Annotated in this window: 5 protein-coding genes and 2 pseudogenes; all 7 read left to right on the top strand. The window is 48.2% G+C overall.

Translation table 11 applies throughout. The annotated features are described in order from the left end of the window. Positions 1–69 precede the first annotated feature (69 nt). Positions 70–1557, top strand: a complete 1488-nt coding sequence (locus AXFE_RS16985; protein WP_052607102.1) for a sensor histidine kinase — start codon at positions 70–72, stop codon at positions 1555–1557. Positions 1558–1581: 24 nt separating this feature from the next. After that, positions 1582–2298: a glycerophosphodiester phosphodiesterase gene (locus AXFE_RS16990; RefSeq protein WP_152626189.1), complete on the top strand. Its 717-nt coding sequence runs from the start codon at positions 1582–1584 to the stop codon at positions 2296–2298. 41 nt (positions 2299–2339) lie between these two features. After that, positions 2340–3116, top strand: a complete 777-nt coding sequence (locus AXFE_RS16995) for an electron transfer flavoprotein subunit beta/FixA family protein (protein ID WP_052607104.1) — start codon at positions 2340–2342, stop codon at positions 3114–3116. 141 nt (positions 3117–3257) lie between these two features. Then, positions 3258–4223: an electron transfer flavoprotein subunit alpha/FixB family protein gene (locus AXFE_RS17000; RefSeq protein WP_052607105.1), complete on the top strand. Its 966-nt coding sequence runs from the start codon at positions 3258–3260 to the stop codon at positions 4221–4223. A gap of 588 nt (positions 4224–4811) precedes the next feature. Next, positions 4812–5044 (top strand): annotated as a pseudogene (locus tag AXFE_RS19640) (IS1595-like element ISAxf1 family transposase); the annotation flags it as partial. A gap of 239 nt (positions 5045–5283) precedes the next feature. Then, complete coding sequence (locus AXFE_RS17005) at positions 5284–5745, top strand: hypothetical protein (RefSeq protein WP_152626190.1); 462 nt, start codon at positions 5284–5286, stop codon at positions 5743–5745. Continuing rightward, positions 5672–6232 (top strand): annotated as a pseudogene (locus AXFE_RS17010) (DDE-type integrase/transposase/recombinase); the annotation flags it as partial. The gene AXFE_RS17005 and the pseudogene AXFE_RS17010, both read left to right, overlap by 74 nt.

The raw sequence follows: 6232 nt of genomic DNA on the forward strand, positions 1-6232 counted from the left end.
TATAACGATGGAATGTAGGAAATCTATGGATAAGTCAATGACCTGCGTTACTAGCGGGGAAAATAAGTAGTGACAACTCTCGCAGGCTTAGCGCACCGAGCAGGAATTGCGCCGGAAGTTGTTGCTCATCTTCAAAAGTTGACCTCAGCTTGGGGCCTTTTGGCTGACTTGTGTTTTTCGGACTTAATTCTCTATGTTCCGACCTACTTTGATCTGAGTAACCCAGCCCAGCCTTCGAGCGAGCTCAACTATATGGTGGTCGCTCAAGTTCGACCTGCCACCTCGCGAACGCTTTACCCAAAGGACCTGGTCTCAAGTGTAATTACAGCCTCATCTGCTCCGGGAATTACTCAGTGTCTTTCTTCTGGCCATATTGCTTTTAAAGAGAGCCGGGTCCCTCATAGCGATGAGCACCGGGTCTCCTTTTGTATTCCAGTAAGACATGACGGCGTCGTTGTGGCAGCAATGGTTCGTGAATACGAACTCAATGCAAAACTTGTTCGTGGTGAGCTTGAACGGATCTATGTCTCTCTGTTTGAGCGCTTTGCAAATATGATTACCCGAGGTGAGTTTCCTTTTAGCTCGGATGATCTAGCTGAGGCGCCGAGAGTTGGCGATGGTGCCATGGTTGTAGATGAGGATGATGTAATTACCTTCATGTCGCCCAATGGAGCCTCGGCCCTGCATCGACTTGGCAGTCATGTGGCGCGAGTAGGAGATACCTTTGCCTCTCTGGGGTTGGACCTTGGGGTTATCGCTAGAGCGAGGCTAAATCTTGAGCCGGTCGTTGAAGAGATTGAGAAAAAGCCAGTCACGACTGTAATGTTTCAGGCGCTTCCTCTTTTGAATCTAGGTGAATATTCTGGCTCCTTAGTTCTTCTGCGGGATGTTAGTGAACTGCGAAGACGTGATAGGTTGCTCTTATCTAAGGATGCCACGATTCGAGAGGTTCACCATCGTGTAAAGAACAACCTCCAGACTATTTCCTCCCTGCTTAGGTTGCAGATTCGCCGACTTACCTCTGAAGATGGCAAAGAGGCCCTTCGAGAGGCTGAGAGGAGAATTCGCTCCATAGCTGTCGTCCATGAGATCTTGTCCCGTGACGTCGGGGATGTTGTCGATTTCGGGGAGGTGATCTCGGCAATCGTTGATTTAGCCCATGAGTCAGTTCCACCAGATCTTCATTTGGAGATAACTATTTCAGGTAGCCCAGGCGAATTGGATGCTACGGTTGCAACGCCGCTAGCTCTTATTTTGACCGAGTTGATCCAAAATTCCATCGAACATGCCTTTTCGTCAAGGGATGAAAGCGCCGGCGAGCGTTCAGGCCATATAAAGTTGACTTTTTCAAGGCGGCTAGCATCTTTAGTTATTGAGATAAGCGATAGTGGTGTCGGTTTTAAAGAGGGTTTTAACCCCAAGGAGATAACGTCGCTTGGCCTTTCGATAGTGGATAGCTTGGTGACGTCGCAGCTTTGTGGAGAGATATCTTACGGTTCCCAACAGGGTGCCCATATTCGGGTCAGGGTTCCGGTTCCTGATCGGATTAGCCTTTGAAGTACGTCGTTTAGGAAGGAAAAAGTGACTAACCAGAAAAGACCAATGATTCTTGGTCACAGGGGAGCTTCTTTTGGAAGAGTTGACAACTCCAGGGAAGCTTTCGAGTCAATAGCTCCAGAGGGTGGAGATGGGGCAGAACTAGATGTGCGTGCCACTTCGGATGGCGTATTGGCCGTTATACATGACCCCGTTATTCGAGGCTATGGAGCGGTTGCCGAGCATAGTTTTGAAGAGATCTCCAAAGCGATGGGTGGCGGGTTGCTTCGTCTAAGCGATGCACTCGAGATTCTAAATGGACAGTTTGTGGATATTGAAATCAAAAGCGACCCCAAGGAAGTAGGTTGGGTCCCATCGGAGCTAACTTCTCGTCTTTTGGCCAAGGAGTTATCGAATTACGGCGGTTCGTCGCGTTTGATGGTCTCTAGCTTTTCGATTCGAGCCCTTGAGGTATTTTCCAATTTAGCGCCTGATTTTGCAATTGGGCTGCTGACATCCATTGGTTCAGATACCGTCGCACTCTGTCACGCGGCTACTGAGATGGGGGCGAACTATATTTTGCCACATCATTCTTCCTTGGATGGGCAGGTTTTGAAAGACGCCCACGAACTCGGTTTGGGTGTGATAGCTTGGACTGTTGACCTAAATGAGCGTATCTCTACGCTCGCTAAGTTAGGGATCGACGGGATTATTACAAATAAGGTTGAGGCAGCTGTCGCTGTGCTATCAGGCGCTGCCTAGCACATTTGCAATTACTAGAGGATTAAAGGGATTATAGAGATATGAAAATTGCTGTCTGTGTAAAACAGATTCCAGATCCAGCTGCGCCCGCAAAGATGGACGCTAATTACAACCTGGCACGTGATACCAAGTTGATAATGGATGAATCAGACTCCTATGGAGTGGAGATGGCCCTTCAGCTTGTCGACAAAGCCGGCGCTGGAGAGGTCGTATTATTTTCGATGGCCCCTGGAGAAGAGGTATCGGGTCTTAGAAATGCCCTAGCCATGGGGGCTCATCGTGCGGTCCTTATCAGTGACCCGCGTCTGGCCGGTTCCGATGCTCTTTCTACAGCCAAAGTACTGGCTAAGGCGATTGGTCGAGAGTCTTTCGACCTCGTTTTAGCGGCGACTGAATCGAGTGACGGCTATACCGGAACTACTCCTGTTCAAATTGCTGAGCTTCTGGATCTACCTAGCGTAACCTTTGCCAAGGGGATCGAGGTTAAAGGCGAATCCTTGATAGTAGCTCGACAGACCGAGGCTGGCTTCGATGAGATTGAGGTTCCAACACCAGCTTTAGTTACTGTAACTGCTGGGGTGGTTGAGCCACGGTATCCGAACTTTAAAGGCATAATGGCCGCCAAATCTAAGCCAGTTGAGAAGCTGTCGATCGATGATCTAGCATTTTCTCCCGATAGCGTGGGAGCAAGCGGTGCCCGTGAGACTATAACTTCGATTCGCCCGGCTGAATCTAGAGGCGCCGGTACGGTGGTAGTGGACGAGGGCGATGGCTTTGCCAAGATTATCGAGTACCTCGAGAGCCTTAAAGTCATCTAGGTTCGTGCGCCAATCGGCATTGAATTAATAAATAAACCGCCTCAAGTCGCATCTTTGTGCGCACGGAATTATATCAGTTAGCTAACTTAATTGCCTTTGGGGAGTTGCTCGAAGGTTGAATTGATACGAAAGAGTTTGAAAATGACACTAGCAAAGATCTGGGTTTTGGCTGAGCCAGCTGGATCAACCATATCGGCGGCATCGCTAGAACTAATAAGCACAGCAGCAAAGCTAGCTGGTGAAGTTGTAGCCTATACATGGTCTGTTCCTAGCAGCGAATTCGTAGACATGGCGTCAAAATATGGTGCTGATTCGGTGGTGGGAATCTCTGATACCGGAAATCGTCTTGCCGGAACTACAGTCGGTGCGGTTATGGCCTCGGAGATTCAAGGTGGAGCAGCTCCATCGGCGATCTTTTTTGCTGCTTCATATGAGGGAAGAGATGCAGCAGGTCGACTTTCTGCCAAGATCGATGCGCCAGTTCTGACTAATGTTGTGAACCTTCTTCTCGAGGGCAGTGACTTGCTCTCAGAGCATGCAATCTTTGGTGGATCAGAGATCGTTTCCGCTCGTTTCACCTCTGAGGTGCCAGGTATTTTTGTGATCAGAGCAAAGTCCTTTGTGGCTGAGCAGAATCCAAAGACTCCGACTTTGATCACTCGAGAGGCTGGTGATATCGGTGCCGCGGGTCGCGCCAAATTACTGGAAAGCTACGTTGAAGAGAGAACTGGTCCCAAGTTGGACGAGGCGGCGATCGTTGTCTCAGGCGGCAGAGGACTTGGCAAAGCAGAGAGCTATACGATGGTTGAAGAGCTCGCCTCTTTGCTCAACGGTGCCCCTGGTGCATCTAGGGCGATTGTAGATGCCGGATGGGTGCCATATTCCTATCAGGTTGGTCAGACCGGAAAGACGGTTAAGCCAACTGTCTACATAGCCTGTGGTATCTCTGGTGCAACACAGCACATGGTTGGAATGAAGGGTGCGAAGAATATAATCGCGGTCAATAAGGACCAAGAGGCTCCAATCTTTTCTATCTCCGATCTGGGAATCGTTGGCGACGTTCATAAGGTTCTTCCTGCATTGATCGAGGCCCTCCGAGCCAGATAGTCGACCAGAGAGTCTTCTTTCATCGGATGATTGCTATCAGGTCGAATTAACTCCTCATTTTTTGTATAGGAGTTTATTGCGCTTTTTTTATGCGGTTGTGCCAAGTTCTAAGCAACTGGACCTTGATCTAGAGTGCCTCTAGGTTTGCAACCCTATGAAATGTAGGCACCGCGCGAACTGCGCAACGATAGCAGTGGCCTCGGCCTTTGGGTAATTGGTGTGTTAGATCTATTTTTTTGGCTCAGGGGTTGACTCCTGAGCCAAAGTTGTTAACGTGGCTTTGCGAATTTGATTCATCATCTCAATCGCGCCGAAAGAAGATATTCACGGAGGCTCTTTCGCGTGCGCTCAATCTCCAATAATTATGCTATCTTCCACTAGCCAGCTCAAGAGATGGGGGAGTGGATACGTCTTTTGAATATGGCATCGATTTTCAATTTGAATAGCATTTATCACTTTCTACCAGGATTTTTGCTTCTGAAGGTTTGCTTTTTATTTCATACTTATCAAGTTTCGTAAGTTTCGCCTTCACCGAGACCAGATTGGAGCTAATCCTTAGTAGAACAGATGTTCGATAAAGCTGTCTTGGTGGATATCTCAGGCTTTATGGTACGCTTCGCTTCAGAGGGAGCATGTGAAGATCATTTGATCAAATTGCTTATGCTATGAGGGATTTAGATGTCCAAAGTGTGACTTCGATCACTTTACTTTAGTAAGGCCAAATCATTTCAAGAAATGCAGCATCTCGAGCTCCACTTTTTCAATGTAAATCTTTTCACCGTCAAACTAGCGTTACCTCCGGGACTATCTTTCATCGAAGCCTGTCAACGGCCATTTGAAAATGCATGAATATGGCCATTTGGCATGAATGAATATAGCCACTAAAATTGCATACAGGATGACCGCCTAGCGTGACGGCCCACTCTCGGGTCCCCTGGACCCGAGAGTGGGCACGCAAAGGCGGTCTGGCTATCACTTTTTGAGAAAAAAGAAGAATGAAGGCCCTTATCTTGGGGCATTATGGATTTATACCACTCCTAATGCCAAGAAAGGGCCCAAAGTGAAGGATAGCAAAGAATCCATGGAAATTATTGAGGCTTACGATCTTTTTGGATCGTATAACGGAGCAGCGCAGTTCGTTGGCTGTTCTCCTAATACCGTAAAGAAGTATGTTCAAGCAAGAAATGCCGGACAACTGATACGACAGGGTCAATATGAGAGGCGTCCTAAGGCCACCGATAAGTACGCTGGCGTAATTGAGGAAGCCGTTGACAAGTCTAAGGCTAAGGTCCGGGCTAAGGCGATCCATGTCAGGCTGGTGGCGCTAGGTTATAACGGTTCAATTCGAAGCACTAGAAGAGCTGTAGCTACAGCCAAGGTCGCCTGGAGGAAATCTACGCAAAGAATCTTTTGGCCTTGGATTGCCGAGATGGGGAAATGGGCACAGTATGACTTTTCTTCATGGTCCTGTGATCGATGGGAAAAAGACCACACTCTTTCACTTCTATCTCCCTTTCTCTAAGGTGAGGATCGTTAAATGGATCCCGGATCAGTCACTGCCCAATGTGATTATGGCCTTAGATTACTGCTTTAGGTACATAGGGGGTATTCCGGCTTATGTACTCACCGACAACGCTAAGACTGCTGCGGTGAAGCATATCGCAGGGGTGGCTGTCATTAACCCCAAGATGGTCTCCTTCGCTAGTGCGTATGGCTTTAGTATCCAAACTTGCGTTGTCTATGATCCAGCATCAAAAGGTGGAGTAGAAGCTGCAGTTAGGGTGGCAAAAGAAGATATCTGCCCAAAAGACACCAACCTCGTTCAAAACTACAGGAACATCGCTGAACTTGAAGCTGCATGTGCCGCCTATACCACTTCTATCAACTCCGTTGTCCACTCAACCTCAGGCAAGATCCCATCAGTGGTACTTCAATCTGAGGCTATGACATTTCATAGCCTTCCTAAAGTGCCTTATCTCGGTGCTTATGGAGTGATGCGCAAGGTAGAG

Origin of the sequence: Acidithrix ferrooxidans, assembly GCF_000949295.1 — a bacterium.
GTDB lineage: Bacteria > Actinomycetota > Acidimicrobiia > Acidimicrobiales > Acidimicrobiaceae > Acidithrix > Acidithrix ferrooxidans.